This is a genomic window from Acaryochloris marina S15 (genome assembly GCF_018336915.1).
Lineage (GTDB): Bacteria > Cyanobacteriota > Cyanobacteriia > Thermosynechococcales > Thermosynechococcaceae > Acaryochloris > Acaryochloris marina_A.
Map to the genome: position 1 here is coordinate 1,378,352 of NZ_CP064923.1, position 19,853 is coordinate 1,398,204.

The 19,853-nt window shown below is 49.7% G+C and carries 16 protein-coding genes; 5 read left to right on the forward strand and 11 right to left on the reverse strand.

Annotation, left to right across the window (positions count from 1 at the left end; genetic code table 11):
• Window positions 1–7: 7 nt before the first annotated feature.
• The 8 genes from I1H34_RS07095 to pdxH all read right to left on the reverse strand — a co-directional run bounded on the left by I1H34_RS07095 (window position 8) and on the right by pdxH (window position 6,818).
• Window positions 8–511: a hypothetical protein gene (locus I1H34_RS07095; RefSeq protein WP_212664988.1), complete on the reverse strand. Its 504-nt coding sequence runs from the start codon at window positions 509–511 to the stop codon at window positions 8–10.
• A gap of 80 nt (window positions 512–591) precedes the next feature.
• Window positions 592–978, reverse strand: a complete 387-nt coding sequence (locus tag I1H34_RS07100) for a hypothetical protein (RefSeq protein WP_249369875.1) — start codon at window positions 976–978, stop codon at window positions 592–594.
• Between the two features lie 209 nt (window positions 979–1,187).
• Window positions 1,188–1,925 (reverse strand): hypothetical protein, encoded by a 738-nt coding sequence (locus I1H34_RS07105; protein ID WP_212664989.1) that lies wholly within the window; start codon window positions 1,923–1,925, stop codon window positions 1,188–1,190.
• Window positions 1,926–1,994: 69 nt separating this feature from the next.
• Window positions 1,995–2,390: a hypothetical protein gene (locus I1H34_RS07110; RefSeq protein ID WP_212664990.1), complete on the reverse strand. Its 396-nt coding sequence runs from the start codon at window positions 2,388–2,390 to the stop codon at window positions 1,995–1,997.
• A 747-nt stretch (window positions 2,391–3,137) separates the two neighbouring features.
• Complete coding sequence (locus I1H34_RS07115) at window positions 3,138–4,319, reverse strand: aldo/keto reductase (protein ID WP_212664991.1); 1,182 nt, start codon at window positions 4,317–4,319, stop codon at window positions 3,138–3,140.
• 157 nt (window positions 4,320–4,476) lie between these two features.
• On the reverse strand, window positions 4,477–4,788 hold the full coding sequence (locus I1H34_RS07120; RefSeq protein WP_249369880.1) for a hypothetical protein: 312 nt from the start codon (window positions 4,786–4,788) through the stop codon (window positions 4,477–4,479).
• 67 nt (window positions 4,789–4,855) lie between these two features.
• The gene (locus I1H34_RS07125; RefSeq protein ID WP_212664992.1) at window positions 4,856–6,145 is read right to left on the reverse strand and encodes a hypothetical protein; all 1,290 of its coding nucleotides are present in this window, start codon (window positions 6,143–6,145) and stop codon (window positions 4,856–4,858) included.
• A 13-nt stretch (window positions 6,146–6,158) separates the two neighbouring features.
• Window positions 6,159–6,818 carry a pyridoxamine 5'-phosphate oxidase gene (gene pdxH, locus I1H34_RS07130; protein ID WP_212664993.1) on the reverse strand — a complete coding sequence of 220 codons (660 nt, stop codon included), beginning with the start codon at window positions 6,816–6,818 and terminating at the stop codon, window positions 6,159–6,161.
• 124 nt (window positions 6,819–6,942) lie between these two features.
• Here pdxH and I1H34_RS07135 point away from each other — a divergent pair, with 124 nt between their 5' ends.
• Window positions 6,943–7,152 (forward strand): cupin domain-containing protein, encoded by a 210-nt coding sequence (locus tag I1H34_RS07135; protein ID WP_249369883.1) that lies wholly within the window; start codon window positions 6,943–6,945, stop codon window positions 7,150–7,152.
• Between the two features lie 21 nt (window positions 7,153–7,173).
• Window positions 7,174–7,653: a GNAT family N-acetyltransferase gene (locus I1H34_RS07140; RefSeq protein ID WP_212664994.1), complete on the forward strand. Its 480-nt coding sequence runs from the start codon at window positions 7,174–7,176 to the stop codon at window positions 7,651–7,653.
• Between the two features lie 166 nt (window positions 7,654–7,819).
• On the opposite strand, the gene I1H34_RS32055 is transcribed toward I1H34_RS07140, so the two are convergent.
• Both I1H34_RS32055 and I1H34_RS07160 read right to left on the reverse strand, forming a co-directional pair.
• The gene (locus tag I1H34_RS32055; RefSeq protein ID WP_249369885.1) at window positions 7,820–12,406 is read right to left on the reverse strand and encodes an AAA-like domain-containing protein; all 4,587 of its coding nucleotides are present in this window, start codon (window positions 12,404–12,406) and stop codon (window positions 7,820–7,822) included.
• Window positions 12,399–13,925 (reverse strand): AAA-like domain-containing protein, encoded by a 1,527-nt coding sequence (locus I1H34_RS07160; protein WP_212664995.1) that lies wholly within the window; start codon window positions 13,923–13,925, stop codon window positions 12,399–12,401. Before I1H34_RS07160 ends, I1H34_RS32055 begins: the two co-directional genes overlap by 8 nt.
• A 471-nt stretch (window positions 13,926–14,396) precedes the next feature.
• On the opposite strand from I1H34_RS07160, the gene I1H34_RS07165 reads away from it, so the two are divergent.
• Both I1H34_RS07165 and I1H34_RS07170 read left to right on the forward strand, forming a co-directional pair.
• On the forward strand, window positions 14,397–14,819 hold the full coding sequence (locus I1H34_RS07165; protein WP_212664996.1) for a GNAT family N-acetyltransferase: 423 nt from the start codon (window positions 14,397–14,399) through the stop codon (window positions 14,817–14,819).
• A gap of 11 nt (window positions 14,820–14,830) precedes the next feature.
• Entirely contained in the window at window positions 14,831–15,196 is a 366-nt protein-coding gene (locus I1H34_RS07170) for a cupin domain-containing protein (RefSeq protein WP_212664997.1), read from the forward strand.
• Window positions 15,197–15,235: 39 nt separating this feature from the next.
• On the opposite strand, the gene I1H34_RS32060 is transcribed toward I1H34_RS07170, so the two are convergent.
• Complete coding sequence (locus I1H34_RS32060) at window positions 15,236–16,909, reverse strand: phosphate ABC transporter substrate-binding protein (RefSeq protein WP_249369887.1); 1,674 nt, start codon at window positions 16,907–16,909, stop codon at window positions 15,236–15,238.
• Window positions 16,910–17,281: 372 nt separating this feature from the next.
• On the opposite strand from I1H34_RS32060, the gene I1H34_RS07180 reads away from it, so the two are divergent.
• Window positions 17,282–19,831, forward strand: coding sequence for a TPR end-of-group domain-containing protein (locus I1H34_RS07180; RefSeq protein ID WP_212664998.1), 2,550 nt, complete (start codon window positions 17,282–17,284; stop codon window positions 19,829–19,831).
• Window positions 19,832–19,853 lie beyond the last annotated feature (22 nt).

Consider the following 19,853-nt stretch of genomic DNA (forward strand, 5'->3'; position numbering starts at 1 on the left):
GTGGATCCTAATTGTTAATGGCTGCACCAGGTGCAATCTGCTCTAGAGACAAGTTAGGGCATTCCACGCCAGAAGCCTTTTGTAAGGCTTGGTAACTCACCTTAATGCCCGCCTTCTTCATTTTTGAATAGTTACTGATCAACAGCAAACAGGTTTCCAGTTTGATACGGGTTAACTGGGAACGAGCATGTCTCTTACAAGCTTCCATTCCTGCTGATTGAGTATAGGTAAATGAGCCGCCTAGGGAGCCGGTATCAAAGGGGCCAATCCCATTCCCAAATACTGAAACGGCTAAGCCACTCGTGGTGCAATCGCTTAAACTTTTACCGACAATTGACTTTCCCAAAGGGCGTTGGCCAGATTGTGAATTCGTTAAGACACCACCTTGAATGAGTTCCAGCTCTGGACTGGCATCTGCTTCAGCTGTATTGCCAACGTCAATATTGTTTGTCCTAGACTGGGCAAAACCGACGATAGGAGTAAATGATACTTGTACGGCCAGTGTAAGCATCACTAACAACCGTCTCTGTTGTATGACCGATTGCTTTGATAGTGAGATGTTTGCTAGCACTGCCTTGGGAACCAATAAGTTTAAAAGCTATAGCCTGTTATGGCGTTATTGATGATTAAAGACTCATTAAAGTCGAACTCTTCGCGCACCTCAATCTCGATCTGACGAGTAATATTTGCAGTTTCAATACTGACACTAGTAGAAGTTGCTCCGTAGCTATAGTTGGTTTGTGTTGTTGTGCCGTTCTCGCTATTAGAGGTTTGGGTCGAGCCACTACTGCCATCGGTGGTCAAAGACACAGAACTCTGACTATTTTGCGTAGAGTCATTGATACTTCGCTCAACAAGGGTATGTCCAGTGGGCGAGACCTGAAAAGTGGTAACGGTTGTGGCGAAAGCACCTTGTCCTAGGGCTGGCCTAGCTCCGACAGTGGTTATCGCAAATAGAGTGAGATAGAAAAGTTTCACGTGATATAACCAACGACACTTGCACAACAAAGCATCTCTACGCAGCTAATCATTTGTCTTAGACTGTCAGAAATTTTTAAATTGCACATTGCTCACCTAGGGTAGGCAAACTTTTGGAAACAGCAAATGAGCATAAACAAGAAGTATCAAATCAAACTAGATTTAAGCCAACTTGATATATTCAACGCAATTTGGATAATAATCGAGAATTATCGGTAGGCGTTAAAGTTTTGCTGTTGAGTAGGGGCTTGTGAAGGCACTGGGTGATTTGGGCTTTGTTGGTGCTGTTGATTGAGTCTGGGGTTTTGTTGAACCTGACGTTGGTTCGGTGAGATATTTTGGAGTTGTTGAGGCTGCTCAGGTTGTTGCGGTTGATAGAGCACTGGCTGAGGACGAGCCTGGGGAGGAGCTGTACGGCCCAATGGTCCAGGGTTGTTTGCCGGTGCGATCGCACTTTGAACCACAATCGGAGGACAATCCACACCACCAATTGTTTTTAGAGCTTGATAACTGACTTTAACGCCAGCTTTAATCATCTTGGAATAGTTGCTGATCAGTAACAAGCAGTTCTCTAACTTGGCTTTGGAAAGCTGTGTTTGGGCATATTCGTTACATGTTCCCATACCAAAAGAATGGGTATAAGTGAACGAACCACCAATACTACCCGTATCAAAAGGGCCAATTCCATTGCCAAAAGCAGAAGCAGCAATACCATTACTGGTGCAATCTGCAACTCCTCGACCAACAATACTTCGCCCTAAAGGATGAGTATTGACCTGTGTATTAACCAAAGAACCTTGTTGATTCAAATCGACAGCCGGATTCGCTGTGGATTGGGCATTGTTGGGAGCATCAATATTATTAGTGGTTGTTTGGGCTAGAGCAGAATGAGATGAAATTGCTAAAAACCCAACAACTGATGCACAGAAAAGAAAACGAGGGCGCATAAGTGAATTCTCCTGAATTATAAAAGGGGCAACGGGATAACGTTGCCCCAAGAAATATACTTAATTCAGTTAGAACGAGAAACCACCTGTTACTCTGTGGGTTTTGTTGATTCCAGAGTAATCGTAGCTGTCTGTATTGTGTACGTTGGTTGTTCTGGAGAGCTTACCATCTTCAGTTGCAGAGCTGATAGTTGAAATGGTTGAGTGGTCAGTTTCCTCAAACCAGACCCCATCTTTATCTCCAGATGTGGTGGTAGTTGCATCAACATGCTTAGTGGAGGTTGAACCTGCCCAGGTTGTAGCATCGTAGGTCTCATGAACATTCACATTGGTTGTGGAATGACCGTTAAAGATGCTCTTGACTCTATAGCTGTTCTCAACATAGGACTCGCCAGCTGCAGCAGGTAATGCGGCAGCGCCAAGGGAGATTAGGACCGCAAGAGGTGCGATTTTTTGAAGTTTCATGAGTAGTTACCGCTGAAAGTGTTTAGTAGCAATGGGCTTGGTGATGAAAGCTCGCCCAAGAGATAAGTGCAAACAAATAAAGCCTGCAACAGAATTAGCATTAAAAAGCAAAAACACTGACACCAGAATCCATCTCATGTCTTAAAGCACCAACTGCTCATAAAGAACATCCCCCTGTTAGTGCTTGATGGTGTATTTTTGCTGTCAAATCAACTTGCCTAAACCATCTAGATCAGGTAGTTGAACTTTAATAACTAACGTTGCAATACAATATATTGCCCGTGTTTTGCGTTTCAAATTACCCCATGGAACAAAACAGCGAAGTTGTAAATCTAATTGAATTACAACACCGAATACCTGATTTGCTCTGACAATAAATAATTTAATTCACAAGCAAACTGTAGTCTGGATTTTTTTGCCCCTAGTGCTTTTTCACAAAATATTCACTCACCTAGAGAAAAAATTAAGAGATATCTTTTTTAGCTAGAGAGTATGAGACTATACCTAGCCTTATACTTCAGATCTTTAAGTAGAAATGGCATCATTTTATAAAGAAGATTGAAGTTTATAGTAGTTTTAATTAGAAGTTTCTTTCTCTTGTAATATCTCTGTTTTGTATTGTGTTGGTACAAGAGTATTTACTTATTCCCTCAGACAGAAAGGCAAGGATGTCTGAAGGAATAAGTAAGCGTTTGGAAGAGGCCATAACGCTTGTGTCATAGTGATGAGCCGAAAGCCATCATTCAATCAGCTTTGAGATAATCTCTGAATGGATTGCCCACCTAGTTGTAAGTGTGTCTGTGATAGGAGTTCAGGTATTTTTTCAGCATGGGGGCTAGCTCTTAAGCATTCCTTCAGATCCAAGTTGGACAAATGGGTTGCTTTTTGACCGGGGAACCAGTGACTGGCTTGCCCTAGGAGGTTGTAGCGCATCTTGGCATAGTCTTGCATGTCATAAGCTAGAGCTAGATTTCGCAACCATAGAATGACGGGAATATTGATATTGCCGGGCGTTTGCTCATGGGTTGGCAGGCCTTGATGCCAAGTGTTGACCCAGTCTTCGCCTAGGGTTGAGATTGCTGCTGCTTGCAGCCGCTCCAAGATCGGTGGTAGCAAGGTCTCTGCTTGTTCGAGTAGCTCCAATGTTTTCAGATGTTCATCAAAATCACTGGGGCGAGCTGCACCCAAACTGAGGGTATGGACTTGGGGATGACTTAAGCAGAATAAGTCGTTGAATACTATGGGGCTGAGGGGTTGGCATAGCTCAACTAACTTTGGCGAAGGTTTATACAACATGCCCCCCTTATCCGAAGGACTAATAATAAATACCCCGACATCGTGTTGGGTCGCAGCTTCAATCGCTGCCCAATTGAACTGGTTGATGTAATACCAGTGCAAATTGACGTAATCGAATTGATTGGTCTGAATCGTTTCTACGATTAAATCGGTGGGGCCGTGGGTAGAGAAGCCCACAAACTTGACCTTGCCTTGTTCTTGCAATTGGCGGGCGATATCAAGACATCCGCCAGGGCGAAGGGTGAACTCCAGTAATTCGGGGGTATTAATGCCATGAATCCCTAGCAAGTCGACATAATCGAGTTTTAGGTTTCGTAGCGATTGCTCAAAGGTCTTACGAAATTCTTGGGACTTTTCTTTGGGGGCAACCTTAGTTTGAATAATTAATTGATGGCGAGGGAATGTCGGTAGAATTCGGCCAAGCTGAAGTTCTGAAGTGCCATAGCCTCTGGCCGTTTCAATATGATTAATCCCTAGCTCAATTGAGCGACGAATAGTGGCGTCGAGGTTGTCTTGATTGGCTTTAGGAACTTTCCAGCCAGGTTCATCTTTCCAAGAATGCTGATATCGCATTCCACCGCAGGAAAAGACGGGTATTTGCAGTTCTGTTCTGCCAAATCGACGATACTGCATGGTTACCTAGCCTCCGTTGACTAAATCCTGATGGATGTGAGCTTTATTTTGAATTTGTGGGGGGAAACGTGGGTGTTGTGCGGACTTGTAACCAGACTAAATAAGTCCCCAAGATCAGGGCGGTCAAAGATTCCAAAAGAATGAGACCATTCATTTTTCAGGTCAGATCCCAGATAGGAGCATAGAAGTAATGCCCCAGGGTTAACTGCCCCATTGCAACATAGAGATATAACAGCCCAAAGGCTAGGGTTCGATGCCCTTGCTGCCAGCAGATATAGCCTGTTATGCCAATGGGCGTCATCACAAACCAAAGAATATCCACTAGCAAAGGATTAAACCAAGTCGGTTCGGGATATTGATCAAAGAACAGAACGTTGTCGACATAGTGCAAAATCGAAGTCACGATGCAGACCACAAGCATGGCTAATAACCAGTGGGTATGGTTCTTAGCAGATTGACGTTCGTGCATAGGGCTGAATAGGGAGCTGGTGAACAGATGCGATCCGGAATTTATATCTTTTGTATTGTAGGCAAGATTATTCCTGGATGGCGCTTACGGCTAATATCCAGAGGATAGACCCGTCATCACTCCATTCGATCTGCTGAGGAATGCCATGATAGTGAGTCTCCAAGTCTCGGGCAATTGAAGCGATTTTTTGTACTAATTTTGAGGGAAGCAGTTGAGGTGCGCTAAGGGCCTGGGAACTAGCCTCTTCTGGAACAGAAACCCGAATCTGTTGAGTTTGGGGATGCATCAATGCCTCAGCGGGAGTGGAACCTGGACCACCAATAATCACCACGGTAGTGGGATCACTATTTTGGATGTCTTGACTCCTGACCAAGCCACTATATTGACCTTTGACTTGGACTTGAACCATGACCGCAACTCCAGAATCTCTAGAATTGGGAGAGGACGGAGTTGCACTATAGGCCGAGCGACAAGCTCGAATGATCTGTGCTAAAGCTCGACGAGAAGTGATTTGGAAAACAGGTTCGGGGGGAGTGCCACTTAGCATAGCCCCAATAACACTAGATCGAATCATTAGGGGTTGGCTAGGGCTGGGGTTGAGGAGTTGAATCAGTGGATCCGCGTCATCACCTGGGGACAGCAGCCAGCCTGGGGGCACCTTGTATCCCAAGGCTTTGAGCTGGCTGAGAGTAACGGCTAAGGACCCAACTTGGTCTGCATTGAGGGAATGGTCTAACGTACGGATGTTGCGATCGCGTTGAAAGAAACCGAATAAATGGGCATCATTAGCTCGATCTAGGGGCATTAACTCACCTGAACTTGAACCCATCGAAGGGGAAGCCGGGGGCTGGGGCACTTGCTCATCCGCCCAAGCTAGGACAAAACTGAGGCCCATGGCCGCCATAATCTGCGAACTTTGTTGGGTATATAGTCCGACGAGTAGAGGAAACAGGACTAATAGCCCCAATCGTCCAATGCGCCTTTCGCGCAGCAAGGTAATACCGATGCCTCCGATTAACAGCATCAAAAATGCAATCTGCCAGCTATAGATCACGCCACCAGCGATGATGCCCAGCAGTCGTTTCGATTTTCTGAGCCAAAACTGCCCACATACCAGGGCAATTAGGGCAATGATCCACCAGGTCGGATCTCGGGGAAAGTAATATTGAGCTAAACAGACACTGGCGATTCCTTTACTGGCCTCTATCCCCATCTCTAAGAATGTTGCTCCATAGCGCCATGGGGTTCTTGGAGGGATAGGCAGGTGTTGATTCAACCATTCCGATGCTGGTATGCCCCCCAACAAAGGACATAGGACAAAGATGAGTAAGCATCCCCAAACTTGGATTAATGTCATAGGCTATTTAGCTTTAGGGAGATAACCGTTCAAGGGTCCACTGCTGATCTGTATATCGATAACAGAGTCGGTCATGCAGACGGCTGGTACGTCCTTGCCAAAATTCGATCAGATGAGGGTTGATCCGGTAGCCCCCCCAATGGGGCGGACGAGGAATTGGTTGGTTCTGATATTTCTGTTCCAACTTTTGGAGACGCTGGTCCAGAATATTGCGATCGCTGATCACTTGGCTTTGTTCCGATGCCCATGCCCCTAGTTGACTACTTCGGGGTCTACTCTCAAAATAGGCCTCCGTTTCTTGATCACTCACTTTTATGACTTCCCCTTCAATTCGGACCTGGCGTTCTAATTCTGCCCACCAAAAGACCAAGGCCGCCCAGGGCCTTTGGGCCAAATCTTGTCCTTTGCGACTGAGGTAATTCGTATAAAAAACGAATCCCTGTTGGTCAAATCCTTTTAATAACACCATGCGCGCGGATGGCTTACTGTCTGCCGAGACTGTCCCTAAAGTCATAGCATTGGGCTCTGGTAATTCTGCTTGGACAGCTTGCTCAAACCAAGACTGAAACTGAAGGATGGGATTGGCATTGACCTCTGTTTCTAGAAGAGCCTGCTGTCGATAATCACGGCGCAGATCTGAAATGGAGGTTTGTGTTGGATCGATTAAAGACATCAGGGCTTGCTTACTCGAATACTCATAATTTCTTAGGTATAACTAAACCTGGATAAACTTGGTTGACCGCTGATGGACAGGCGCTCTTCAATTATCGGGCATCCCCATCAGCATCGATCTAAAATTGGCTCAATCTCTACTCAAGGGCAAACTGGCACGTCCAGATACAGATGAAATGTTTGTCGTCCTCTCTGGCTCTGTTGCCATTGACACTGAGAATGGCAGTTTTAACCTGGTCCAAAATGATTGTTTGGTGGTTAAATCTGGCACACAACACCGCGCCAGAACAGAGTCAACGGCGACACTGATGACCTTGATTCGTCCAACCCCTTAACTTCTTGATCCCATCTTGGTCATGAACGCTTTGTCTCTGCCCCTGCAAATACCTGGACTCATATTACGACCGTGGGACATCCAAGATGCAGGAGCATTTCAAAAATATGCTGACAATCTAGATATCTGGCGGAATATGCGGGATGAGTTCCCTTGTCCCTGTACGCACCAGGATGCAGAACGGTGGATTGATCAAGCCCTTCACAGGGCTGATGGACTATATTGGGCAATTGCCACTGACCAAGAAGCCATCGGTTCCATAAGTCTGCTGATCCATGATGATATTCGTAGGTATTCCGGAGTATTAAGTTACTGGGTTGGTCAGCCTTTTTGGAGGCAAGGTATCGCCACAGCAGTGATTGCAGGGATTAGTGACTATGGCCTAACAGAACTCAACTTAATCAGAATCTATGCCAAGGTGTTTAGCACCAACCTGGGTTCTATCCGAGTGTTGGAAAAGAATGAGTTCAAACAAGAAGGATATTTTCGTAAAGGGGTGTAAAGAGGGGCAGTTTTTTGATTAAGTGGTCTATGCAAAAGTTGTTTAGTATCGCCAGAGCTATGGGCGAATTCTCTCGACTGTGAACCTTAAGTTTGGAATAGGGGGCTGAGAGAATCTCACCATGGCAAAACCCTTTGCTTACGCAGAGAGAGGCTGTTGCTATTCTTTACTTCTTGGCAGATACCTCTGGGGGAGCGGCTTTGATAATTCCACACAATTTCCGATCTTGGTCTTTGACCGTAGAATTGGTTCTTAGATAATCGTCTAATAGGTCACACCCTAGATCCATCAAGCGATCAAAGTTAAGATTCCATACTCTCACCGTGCGGTCATCACTGGCGGAGGCGATGGTCTGACCATCCGGACTGAAACTGACGCCCCCCACACGACCACTATGGCCTTCTAGGGTGGCTTTGAGCTGACCGTCCCAGCCCCATAGTTTGACCGTGCGGTCATCACTGGCGGAGGCGATGGTCTGACCATCCGGGCTGAAACTGACGCTCCACACACGACCGCTATGGCCTTCTAGGGTGGCTTTGAGCTGACCGTCCTGGCCCCACAGTTTGACCGTGCGGTCATCACTGGCGGAGGCGATGGTCTGACCATCCGGGCTGAAACTGACGCTCCACACACGACCGCTATGGCCTTCTAGGGTGGCTTTGAGCTGACCATCCCGGCCCCACAGTTTGACCGTGCGGTCATCACTGGCGGAGGCGATGGTCTGACCATCCGGGCTGAAACTGACGCTCCACACACGACCGCTATGGCCTTCTAGGGTGGCTTTGAGCTGACCATCCCGGCCCCACAGTTTGACCGTGCGGTCATCACTGGCGGAGGCGATGGTCTGACCATCCGGGCTGAAACTGACGCCTAACACACGATCGCTATGGCCTTCTAGGGTGGCTTTGAGCTGACCGTCCTGGCCCCACAGTTTCACCGTTCGGTCATCACTGACGGAGGCGATGGTCTGACCATCCGGGCTAAAACTGACGCCCAACACACGACCGCTATGGCCTTCTAGGGTGGCTTTGAGCTGACCGTCCCGGCCCCACAGTTTCACCGTTCGGTCATCACTGACGGAGGCGATGGTCTGACCATCCGGGCTGAAACTGACGCCATTCACCCAATCGGTATGGCCTTCTAGGGTGGCTTTGAGCTGACCGTCCCGGCCCCACAGTTTCACCGTGCTGTCATCACTGGCGGAGGCGATGGTCTGACCATCCGGGCTGAAACTGACGCCTAACACACGACCGCTATGGCCTTCTAGGGTGGCTTTGAGCTGACCGTCCCGGCCCCACAGTTTGACCGTGCGGTCATCACTGGCGGAGGCGATGGTCTGACCATCCGGGCTGAAACTGACGCTCCACACACGACCGCTATGGCCTTCTAGGGTGGCTTTGAGCTGACCGTCCCGGCCCCACAGTTTGACCGTGCTGTCCGAACTGGCGGAGGCGATGGTCTGACCATCCGGGCTGAAACTGACGCCATTCACCCAATCGGTATGGCCTTCTAGGGTGGCTTTGAGCTGACCGTCCCGGCCCCACAGTTTGACCGTGCGGTCATCACTGACGGAGGTGATGGTCTGACCATCCGGGCTAAAACTGACGCCCAATACACGACCACTATGGCCTTCTAGGGTGGCTTTGAGCTGACCGTCCCGGCCCCACAGTTTGACCGTGCGGTCATCACTGGCGGAGGCGATGGTCTGACCATCCGGGCTAAAACTGACGCCTAACACACGACCGCTATGGCCTTCTAGGGTGGCTTTGAGCTGACCGTCCCGGCCCCACAGTTTGACCGTGCGGTCATCACTGGCGGAGGCGATGGTCTGACCATCCGGGCTAAAACTGACGCCCAACACACGACCACTATGGCCTTCTAGGGTGGCTTTGAGCTGACCGTCCCGGCCCCACAGTTTGACCGTGCGGTCATCACTGGCGGAGGCGATGGTCTGACCATCTGGGCTGAAACTGACGCCATTCACACTACTGCTATGGCCTGGTATGCCTGGGGTTTGGAGGGGAAAGGGGGTAGTCGGTTGCCATAGCTTAATAGTATGGTCACTACTAACGGAAGCCATGGTCTTGTTTCTGCTAAACCGAACTTGGTAAATCCATCCCTGATAGCCTACTTGCGCGTTCTCTGAAGTTGGGAACACCAAAGGGGACAACCAATTTTTAAGACTCCACAGTTTCACCATGCGGTCCGAACTGGCGGAGGCGATGGTCTGACCATCCGGGCTGAAACTGACGCCATTCACCCAATCGGTATGGCCTTCTAGGGTGGCTTTGAGCTGACCGTCCCGGCTCCACAGTTTCACCGTGCGGTCCGAACTGGCGGAGGCGATGGTCTGACCATCCGGGCTGAAACTGACGCTATTCACCCAATCGGTATGGCCTTCTAGGGTGGCTTTGAGCTGACCGTCCCGGCCCCATAGTTTCACCGTGCTGTCCGAACTGGCGGAGGCGATGGTCTGACCATCCGGGCTGAAACTGACGCCTAACACACGACCGCTATGGCCTTTTAGAGTGGCTTTGAGCTGACCGTCCCGGCCCCATAGTTTCACCGTGCTGTCCGAACTGGCGGAGGCGATGGTCTGACCATCCGGGCTGAAACTGACGCCTAACACACGACCGCTATGGCCTTTTAGAGTGGCTTTGAGCTGACCATCCCGGCCCCACAGTTTCACCGTGCTGTCCGAACTGGCGGAGGCGATGGTCTGACCATCCGGGCTGAAACTGACGCCATTCACCCAATCGGTATGGCCTTCTAGGGTGGCTTTGAGCTGACCATCCCGGCCCCACAGTTTCACCGTGCTGTCCGAACTGGTGGAGGCGATGGTCTGACCATCCGGGCTGAAACTGACGCCCAACACACGACCGTTATGGCCTTCTAGGGTGGCTTTGGGCTGACCGTCCCGGCCCCACAGTTTCACCGTGCTGTCCGAACTGGTGGAGGCGATGGTCTGACCATCCGGGCTGAAACTGACGCCCAACACCCAATCGGTATGGCCCTGCAAGCGATTGTATTCCTTGGTGTGGTAGAGGGTCTGGGCCATAGCAGCCACTACATCTGCTTTCCCCTGTCCCACCAGTTGGAATTGGTTGACCTGGCGGGCCGCTTCTAGGCCCTTCAAAATGGCTTCTATCGGTTGATGGCTAAAAAATCGAGCCTGGGAGAGGTTGGTCTTGGCCACCACCGTTTGGATTCGCGCTTCTCGCCTACTCTTTTCCGCCCGTTGCCGCTGCACCGCTTCGCCCTGCCGGGCTCTGACTGCCGCAATTCGCTGTTGCTCAGCTTCCTGACGTTTGGTTTCCGCCAGCCGCTTTTGCCGGGCCTCTTCCTGGCGAGCCACAACCGCCTCTTGCCGCTTTTGTTCAGCAATTTGACGCTGCTGAGCTTCTTGCCGTTGGGCTGTTTCCGCCACTCGCCTGGCAATATTTGCCTGCACCCGCCGAAGATCAGCCTCCTGTCGTGCCCTATCGGCTGCTTGGCGTTCAAGGACTGCCTTCTTTCGTTCTGTATCAGCAACATCTCGCTGCTTCACCGCGTCCTGTCTGGCGGCTTCGGCTGCCTGATATTGGATCCAGATAAAGAAAGCTGAAGGAGCCGGAGCCATTAAAAAAGTGATCCCTAGACCCAAGGCTACCCGCTGCAAGCGTTTTTTCCAGTTAATGGGCAAGTGTCGCTTCACCCAGGTCTGATCAAACACTCGGTGGTAGATGGGATTCCGCACCTGTAGGTGCCCCTCGTCCTGGCGCACCACCCCCGACAACCGTAGATGGGACTGCACCAGGGACTGCTCCTCCACCGCTACCGGGTGCTGCTGCCGCCACACCTGCCGATAGGTCGTCAACCCCGCTGCCAAATCTGGCGACCGCTTTGTCAACATATCCCGGACAAACTGCAAATTGCTATCCTGCTGGCTCTCTTGCCCAAAAAAAGTGCGGTCCACCACCGCCGCCACCGCATCCTCAGACCAGTCCTGCGACTCCGACTGCACCAAGGCTTGACATAATCGCTGGGTCAGATAGGGATGTCCCTCCGTCCACTCCAAGACCCAGCCCAGCACCTCGCGACTGGGCTGTTCCGCCAACCCCAATCCCGCCATTAGGGGCATTGCTTCATCTAAAGAGAAGTCAGCTAAATCCACTCGCTGGCCGACATTAAAGGGAGTTCGGGTCGGATCTTGAATCAGATCGCTAGGCGTGGCGACCCCCAACAATACAAAGGAAAGCCGCCCCAGTTCAGGTTGGGTGGCCCGCGCCAAATAGAGGTAGCGAATAGCGGCAAAGAAATCATCCGTAAAGTTCAGCCTTAACGTCGAGTCAATCTCATCTACAAAAAAGACGACCGGCTCCTCCAGCTCCGACAGCACCACCTCTTGGAAAAAGCGCGTTAGCCGCTGGGTATCCCCCAGCTCCGACTGGCGCTGCCACCAGGCAATAACATCCGTATCGAGATCCAGTTCATCTTCAATAGTGGTCAAAATGCCCAGATACCATTTATCTGCCGAGACCTTAGTCCCCAACTGCTGCAAATCAATAATGACCGAGCGAATCCCCTCTGCTTCTAACTGCTTTGCAGTCTTGATCATCAGGCTGGACTTGCCCATTTGCCGAGGGGTCAACACATAGGTAAAAATCCGATCCCGACAGAGAACCAAAAGTTCCTGATCCGCTTGGCGAGAGAGGTAAATCCCTTCTCCTGCCTGAACGGTTCCACCCACAACAAAGGGAGTCTGCTCAGCCACGAAGATGCTCCTGAAAATACTCCGCATACAGTCGACACCGAGGCAACACCTGCTGCCCCTCCCGCCGAACCAGCCCCGCCCCTCTAAGCTTAAAAAATAAATGTTCATCCGAGCAGGTCTGCTTCTGAATCACCTGGATCAGTCCAGCTCTTAAAGGCGTTTGGTCATACATCCGAAACAGGTGATAGCGCAAATGGTCGCCAAACGGTCCCCGATCCTCAATCGCCTCAGCCAACAACTGCTTCAGGGTATATTCTTCAGTTGCCAACAGATACAAGGCCCGTCGGATCAAATAGGGGTGGCCTTGCAACCAGTCCATTAGCTGGGTTAGCTCTTTTTTGTTGCAAGGTTGGCCATGACGCTGGTTGAGGTCGGCTACCTGCTCTGCCGTAAAATCCGTCAGCTCTAAGACCTGCCCCACATTAAAGGGAGACTGGGTTAAATCGGCAATCAGTTGATAGGGTTCCGTCGACGTGACCAGAGCCAGGTCGAGCTTTTTCCAAACCTTCTTGCGAGCGCGGTTATTGTGCCAGCTACGCAGCATACCAAAAAAGTCCGACCGAAACTCCGTACCAAAGATCGCATCCACTTCGTCCATGGCTATCACCACAGCAGTATCCAGCTCTTTGAGTAAATATTTAGCCAAATATCGGGTACAGCACCTGCCAGGGCTCAGGGCCTCATTCCAATAGTCGGCCACCCGATCCTCTAGCTCTAACTCATCCGTTAGCGCCGAGCAAAAACCTTTAAAAAAGCCATCAGCACTAGCAAAATTGGTCTGGTCAAAGAGCTGGAAATCTAAAAAAGCAACGACTTTGTCCGCCTCAGTCGCTGCATTCATGACTTGAATCAATAACGAACTTTTGCCCATCTGGCGCGGGCCTTTAATCGTGACGGTCACCCCGTCCCGTTGAATCGCCGATAAGGCCAACTGATCCGTTGGCCGCTGGATATATAAAGCCGAGTCAGGATCCATGGTTCCTTCCGGCAAATCTAGACTTTGGGGCTGGGCCGCATAGTTGGGGGGCGGTACCTTCATTTTCCCCTCAGGTTGACCAGGGTTGACCGTCTGCTCTGCAGCCGTGGGACTCAAACCATTCCCCGTCACCGCCTGCTGTAGCTCCTCAATCAGCGTTGGGGTGTCTTTTAAGCCTTTCCAAACAGCCCAGTTTATGCCATTTAAATAAGCACTCAGGGGATACTTAAATGGTTCAGAATAATCGATGCGTACGGGCAGAATAACGGGTCGCCCCTGTTGCTCCTTGGCCAAATGGTGGGCCATTTCCAGTTCACCCTTCACCATTTCACTCTGGACAGAGCTGGTCGACAAAAACACAATCAAAAAATCGGTGCGCCGCAGCTCTTTCTCGATCCGTTCAGCCCAATGGGTCCCTACCCCCATCCGTTTTTGATCGATAAAGACATCATGTTGAATTTTTAGGGCCTGATATAAGGCTAGAGCCACGGGTTCATCTGGCTCAACATCTCGCTTATAGCTGATAAAAACCCTTGCACACATTACCGGACAAACCTAGAAAAAACTGAGGACAGTGTTACGACGCGCCTGCAAATATTTAGCCAGAAAGTATAGATAACCTATCCAATATTTATCAGATGTTGTGCCCATAATTACGAGAAAAATTCCATAAAATCTTAAATTCTACCTAAACTTCTGCTTCATGTTCCCATTACTTTTATCCCACCCCTTACTCCCTTTCCAAGTCATATGATTTAACGCAAAGGTCAATAGAATTACCTTCCAGTAAAGGCGATTAAACCGATGCATTACCCTCGATATGCCCGCATCGAACCTCTACCAGCAGGCTTTTTTATCCAGAAGTATATATGGAGAACCCGTTCCTAAATCAGGTGCTGCATTCCAAAGCGGGGTAGCGTATCGAAAGCGGAAAGATATTCTCTGGACTTAGTTTGGCTCTATCGTAGAAACAGATATCGTACCGAACCTGATCAAGACTTTGTCAGAACAAGCGTGACTTCCATTCAGATTGCAACAACGGATGACCAGATTCGGGCCTGTTACCCGGTGATGGTGCAGTTAAGAGCGCACCTAACACTCCTCGACTTTGTTACTCAAGTCCAAAGCCAGATGCAGGCCGGGTACCAATTGGCCTATGCATCCAATTCAGAGTGTGTCTGTTCTGTTGCTGGGGTTCGAATTAGCGAAAGCCTAGCTTGGGGCCGATTTTTGTATGTGGATGATTTGATCACCGATGCACAGATGCGATCGCAAAACTACGGACACCAACTGTTAGATTGGCTCATCCAGTATGCTCGTCAGCAAGACTGTGCTCAATTGCATTTAGATTCTGGGTTGCAACGTTTGGATGCCCATCGGTTTTACCAGCGGGAAGGCCTGCAAATCAGCAGCTATCATTTTGCCCTCAAGCTCTAAAGGAGACTGTCATGCCGACTTTTATAGACCAGCCTACGATCATCACTGCTGCTGGGAATAAACCCAAACGGATTGAAGAATTTTGTGGACGAGTGAATTCCAAGCATGACCATATTAGCGTCGCCCGCATGGTATCTCCCGCAGGCTGGCAAGAACCCGGACAAAAACCCGAATTCCAGGAAATGACCGTTGTCTTGCAAGGATTATTGCGAGTTGAATATGAAGGGGGCGTATTGGAGGTGAACGCAGGCCAAGCCATTGTTACAGAACCCGGAGAATGGATTCGATACAGTACACCCAATGGCGCCGAATATATTGCAGTCTGCTTACCTGCCTTTTCGCCCGAGACCGTTCATCGGGACGCTGATGACATCTAAACGTTGCTATTGCTCAAGGTCACTGGGCCAAAGGTGGCGTTACTCAATTCTGACAAAACCTGCTTGTTCGATGAGCTTTTGCCCCTGTTCGCTCAACATCAAGTCTGTATAGGCTTCTCCAATCAACTGTTCCCGGTCTTTATTCTCTTTGACGATGACGTAGAGGGGGCGGGTAATGGGATAGCTACCATCTCGGAAGGCAGCTAAGTTAGGCTGATTACGAGCGGGGGGACAATTTTGGGTTGGCTTTCCCTGTTGGGGTGGTATCCGCTGATCTTGACTGAGACCTAAGGGAATGGGTTTGCCAATACATTGATAGAGCACTTCAGCTGCTGAAGCGTAGTAAATACCGCCAGTGGCACGGTTTAATTGGCGCAAGGCATCTGTGGTGGAGTAGATGGGGACAACGCTAGAACTAAAGGGTTCATTCTGCAGCACATACTCTTGAAAATAATCAGCGGTGCCGGAATCTCCAGATTGGCGAGAAAAAGGAATAATATCTTGATCGGGGCCACCTAGCTGATTCCAATTGTTGATATTGCCTAGATAGATGTCTCGCAGTTGGGCAACCGTTAACCCTGGCACATTTAAGGAGGGGTGAACGACGACTGCGATACCATCCAAGCCGATAGCATGTTGGGTAACTTTGAAGCCTCTTTTGATGGCGATCGCATATTCTTCGTCATTGAGCGGTCGGGTGGATTGGGTAAAGTCAATTTTGCCATCCAAGAGCATTTTGATGCCTTGACCCGAACCAGGCGTGCCCTTGACCGTTTCTACATAGCGTAATTGAAGGTTGGGATACACCTCTGCGATCGCATCTTCAACTTCGGGACGTATCAATGCCCAAGTGGCGCTACCACCATAGTTATAAAGCCCTTCTGGAACATCTGGCACCTCTGAAAAAGTGGGTGTGAGTGCCAAAGTAGCAGCGCCCTGACCGGGGCTGAGCTGGAGTTGGTTCGGCGACCGTAACCATCCCCAAAACCCTGCAATTAAGAGGAGCAACGTCACTAAGGATGCTTTGAGATAGAACTTGCTCAGCTTGGATTTCTGGATAGATGGGGGTTGAACGGGGGCAGGAGGCTCTTCGGGGCTCGACAACCGCTGCACGGAATAGGCCCGCTCTGGCAGGATGATGGTGGAGGTTTGAGGGTTTTCGTCTAAGTCTATGGGACAGCTTTGTCTAGATGTCGAAAACGCCATTTCTGTGGGTGTGGGTAATTTATGGGCCGGAACGGCACCATGGCGATAGAAGGTCATCAGATCGTCGATCAGATCCTGTTCTTCCAGGGGATGATATCTCAATATCTCCAGGATTCGTCTGACCCGACCAATGGCCGTAGGCAAAATATTATCTTGCTGAAATCCAGGGAATAAATCTTCAGCGCCCTGTTCTAGAGCTAATCGCCGCTCAGTGGACAGGACTTTTTGGCGTAACCCTGCTGTCAGGATCAGCTTGAGATCGGGGTAATTGTCGTGATACCACCGACAAACATCAAAGGCATTCAGTTGCTGAGCCCCTAAGTCCACTAACAGCAAGCCAATATTGGCCCGTTCAATGGCATCTCGTTGGCCTGCTAGTTGCGAAAAACTGATTCCGGCAGGCTCTTCAATGACTTCGATCTGCTGGGATTGTAGGGCTGTTGTCCATACTTGAGCCTGAAATTTTAGAGGCTGTAGGAGCAGTACAGATTTGCTGGCGCTATACATTAAGTTGAGCAGTGCGGGCTGCTATTGAGTAAAGACGGTACGCTCGAATTCTGGGCAGGTTCGACATCTAGGGTTTGTGTAAACCGTAAAGCCCAAGTCTAGCCACTGTGTTATTTTATGGCAAATTTCATACGAGTGAAAGAATAAAATGACATGATTTAAGGACTTTTAAATCTAGATCACCCCCGCTACACTTGAAGCGCGGTTAACTCGAAAGAGGATTCATTTGTCCATTTCTTGCAGGAGTCGCTGGGGTGGTAGAACTTGCTCCCTAGGCCCTTACTATGATAGGTACACAGCAAGCACCCGTCTCAATTTTGATTACCTTATAAAGAAGGTGATTGCACACCCCACCCAGGTGAGGAAGATCTGATGAAATCCAAAACTCTCAACACATCTATTTGGTACAGCGTTGTTCTCTCGACTTTGCTATTGAGTCCTGCGTTTGCCCAGTCTTCTTCATCACCTGCTGTCCCTGTCGTAGATCAGCAAGAGATGCAGCGGCTGTTGGAAGAATTGCAAAAGGAACGAGAAGGCCAAAAACAAGCCCAGGCAGAGGCGACTCAAGCCGTTAATCAAACCACAACTTTATTTAACTGGTTTTTAGTGGTGCTGGGGTTGATTCTGGCCACTGCCATTGCAAGTTTGATTCTCCTGCGACGGGCCGTGGTGCATGAGGTCGCAGAGGTGGTGCAAAAACACCTGCGAGAGATGCGGGACTTGAAAGGACATCTGGCGGATGCAGCGGATGCTGTAGAGGTGATTCTGCAAAAGGCCGAAGATCTCGATACGGACTTACATCAAGAGTCGGAGCAGTTTCATCAAGACTTAACCAGCAAGCGCCAGCGGTTGTCAGATATGCTGGCAGAATTTTCCACCAAGCAACAGCAAATCCTCCATAAAATCGAAGGGTCATTGACGGATACGGAAGCTGCGATCGCAACCTTTGAATCCGATTCAACCGCCAAATTTGCCACCCTAGATACGGAACTGAGAACCGAACAGGAAACGATTCTGGCCCATCTCAAACGCCTCGGTGAAGAGATTGAACCCCAGTTGTTTACGGTCGAGTCCGATGCCCAGGCTCAAAAAACAGAATTTCTAGACCGTTTGAAGCAGTCCGAGACAGATTTCAAAACCCAATTGTCCCAACTCTTAAACAAGAGCGAACAGGAGCAGGACAAGATCCTGACACGGGTCGAAAAAATGAGCAATGATTTTGGGCCGCAAATGTCGGCTTTACAAGCCGTTGCTCAAACGGAGAAAGAAACCTTAATTGGCTATCTTGCCACCTCTAAAGCGGAATATGTCACCCAACTGTCTGACCTTCAGCAAGAGGCCCGTAAACAGTGGGAACTGATTTTGCAAAATCTCAAACAGCTAGAAAGTGATTTCACCCCCCAGCTTGAGGAGATTGAAGGCCAGCTCCAGGTGAAGGCGAACGAGAAAAAAGATTCATTCCTCCTGCGTCTCAAACAGGTCGGTACCGAAATTACCCGTCAGCTCACAGAAGCGCAAGAAACCTTCCAATCCCAGGCCAGTGAGACACTGCAACGGCTCCAGGTACAAGAGTCTGAATTCACGACTCAGCTATTCAACTACAGAACTCAGTTAGATACTGAAAAGACCAATGCCCTAGCCGATGTTCAGGCCCTGACTGACAATGCCTCTACTCTGCTGGTAGACCTAAAGACAGAGGTGCAAACGACCCAAGAGCAGGCGGTTCAAGACCTCGAAGCGCTGACCCTACAGGTGTCCAGTCAGCTGGCCGACTTGAAGACGAATTTGCAAGGTTCCCAAGAGCAAACCCAGCAGTCTTTGCAAGCCATAGAAGCGAAAACAGAACAGGATCTAGCGACCATTACAACGGATGCCCAAGCTCGCAAAGATCAGATTCTCAAACAGCTAGCAGCCCTATCTCCAGCCCAGCTCGCTGGAGACGCCGTGGCAGAAATTGATCAGAAATTGCAGACGGCATTGGGGCCTTTAGAGCGCCTACAGGCCAATCATCCCGATCTATTCCTGGATGTTGCGGACTATATCCGGCAAGGAGACGAGCTACTAGCGAACAGCAATTTCCGCCAGGCCCTCTCTGTCTATAATCAGGCGTTGGAGCTAAAAGCCGATGATCCTCAACTTTGGTGCCAACGGGCCGAAACCCAGAGCGGGCTAAAGCTGTTTGAAGAAGCTGTCGGCTCCCTAGATAAAGCGATTGAGCTGACCCCAGAGGATCCTAAGCTTTGGCAACGCCGAGGCCAAGTGTTGAAGGACTTACAGCGATATGAAGGCGCGCTCGGGGCTTTCAAAGAAGCGGCAAAGCTGCAGCCGGAAGAGCCCCACAACTGGATGGACTGTGGCACTTTACTAGAGCGTCTCCAGCGCTGGGATGAAGCCCTCTCTACCTATGACCGTGTGATTGCCATTGAACCGAACCATCGCAATGCCTGGATGAATCGAGGATTTGTGATGGGCATCCTCCAACGTCATGAAGATGCCTTTGCCTCGTTTGATCATGTCGTTCAACATGAATCTGAGGATGCTGCTGCCTGGTTGAATCGGGGATTAGCTCTGCAAGTTTTAGAACGCCATGAAGAAGCGTTTGAGTCCTTTGAACATACCGTTAATCATAAGCCTGAAGCCTATAAAGCCTGGAGCCATCGAGGGTATGCCCTGATCAAGCTAGAACGTGATCGTGATGCTCTGGTTAGCCTCAACAAAGCCCTAGAGATTAATGCGGATTACCCCAATGCTTACTATGGCAAAGCAGTCTGCTATGTCCTCCAAGGTGAGACAGCCTTAGGTTTAGAAAATCTAGAGCGGGCCATCAAGCTGAACCCAAGCTTTCGAGAACAAGCCCGCAGTGATACTCACTTCGTTGATTTTCGTGAGGATGAATGGTTCCGTGAACTGGTCAACCGCTAATAAAGCCTTAAACAAAAGCCCT

Excerpts from the sequence above, each read along its gene's own strand:
- I1H34_RS07095 (WP_212664988.1), bottom strand. The coding sequence starts at position 511 with ATGCTTACACTGGCCGTACAAGTATCATTTACTCCTATCGTCGGTTTT.
- I1H34_RS07105 (WP_212664989.1), bottom strand. The coding sequence starts at position 1,925 with ATGCGCCCTCGTTTTCTTTTCTGTGCATCAGTTGTTGGGTTTTTAGCA.
- I1H34_RS07110 (WP_212664990.1), bottom strand. The coding sequence starts at position 2,390 with ATGAAACTTCAAAAAATCGCACCTCTTGCGGTCCTAATCTCCCTTGGC.
- I1H34_RS07115 (WP_212664991.1), bottom strand. The coding sequence starts at position 4,319 with ATGCAGTATCGTCGATTTGGCAGAACAGAACTGCAAATACCCGTCTTT.
- I1H34_RS07120 (WP_249369880.1), bottom strand. The coding sequence starts at position 4,788 with ATGCACGAACGTCAATCTGCTAAGAACCATACCCACTGGTTATTAGCC.
- I1H34_RS07125 (WP_212664992.1), bottom strand. The coding sequence starts at position 6,145 with ATGACATTAATCCAAGTTTGGGGATGCTTACTCATCTTTGTCCTATGT.
- pdxH (WP_212664993.1), bottom strand. The coding sequence starts at position 6,818 with ATGTCTTTAATCGATCCAACACAAACCTCCATTTCAGATCTGCGCCGT.
- I1H34_RS07140 (WP_212664994.1), top strand. The coding sequence starts at position 7,174 with ATGAACGCTTTGTCTCTGCCCCTGCAAATACCTGGACTCATATTACGA.
- I1H34_RS07160 (WP_212664995.1), bottom strand. The coding sequence starts at position 13,925 with ATGTGTGCAAGGGTTTTTATCAGCTATAAGCGAGATGTTGAGCCAGAT.
- I1H34_RS07170 (WP_212664997.1), top strand. The coding sequence starts at position 14,831 with ATGCCGACTTTTATAGACCAGCCTACGATCATCACTGCTGCTGGGAAT.
- I1H34_RS32060 (WP_249369887.1), bottom strand. The coding sequence starts at position 16,909 with ATGTATAGCGCCAGCAAATCTGTACTGCTCCTACAGCCTCTAAAATTT.
- I1H34_RS07180 (WP_212664998.1), top strand. The coding sequence starts at position 17,282 with ATGAAATCCAAAACTCTCAACACATCTATTTGGTACAGCGTTGTTCTC.